Annotated in this window: 1 protein-coding gene; it reads right to left on the bottom strand. The window is 42.0% G+C overall.

Annotated features, from left to right (window positions below; all coding sequences use genetic code 11):
* Positions 1 to 176 precede the first annotated feature (176 nt).
* On the bottom strand, positions 177 to 797 hold a 621-nt coding region (locus ACFIJJ_RS09930), incomplete at its 5' end, for a toprim domain-containing protein (protein ID WP_375646835.1).

The following is a 797-nucleotide window of genomic DNA, read 5'->3' as shown; positions in this document are numbered from 1 at the left end:
GGTAAGAGAGCCGTAGCAATCGGTTGTAATTGCCCCCAACCATTTTGTTGCAAGGCTTGTTCATAAGAAATGGCTTTTAAACAAGTATTTTCGTTTAAAGAGACATTATCGTTATCATTGATGGGAGTATTTTCATTATTGTTTTGTAAATTACTATCTTTCATAGTTTCCCTCTTTTAAGAAAGTAATACGTTATTAAAATCGGTTCCTTTTGGAGCTTGCATCATAAAGACCTCAAAGCCTTGGCTATAAGCACGTGCAGCTAGGGTAAAACCTGCTTTACGACCCGCATCATCGCCGTCCATTGCAATGGTGAGACGTCCTTTTGTATGGGGTAAATTCACACGCATCATGCCACTGGTTGAAAGAGAAGCCCATAAATCAACGGGCTCTGATAACAACCCAGACAAAAGAGCCAGACCGGTTTCAATGCCCTCACAAATGACCAGATGTTTGGGATTGCCTTGACTTAAATGCACAGCACCACCTGTTACAGATCCCAACATGGCTTTTGCTGGTTTTTGGTCTGTTTTGCAGCCATTGGCTTGTAAAAAGGTTCTATGAATGGCAAAGGAACCAGCACCCTTAACAAGAGCCACTAACGCGGGCAGTGTACCCCCAGAGGGGTGTGGACATTTGTCGTAAAAGCGTAAATCAGTAGGCAAATCACATGTAATACCCCGCATACGTAAATAGGTTTCTGCTAAAGTATTTTTGATTGGTTGGCTTTGTTGCCAAATTGCTTTTGCTCTCTCTGCTTTCTGTTTTGCTCGTTTGAGATCAGCACAAAACTGTTT

Source organism: Bartonella sp. TT29SHDZB (assembly GCF_042193395.1).
Classification (GTDB): domain Bacteria; phylum Pseudomonadota; class Alphaproteobacteria; order Rhizobiales; family Rhizobiaceae; genus Bartonella.
This window is presented reverse-complemented; position numbering and strand designations above follow the sequence as displayed.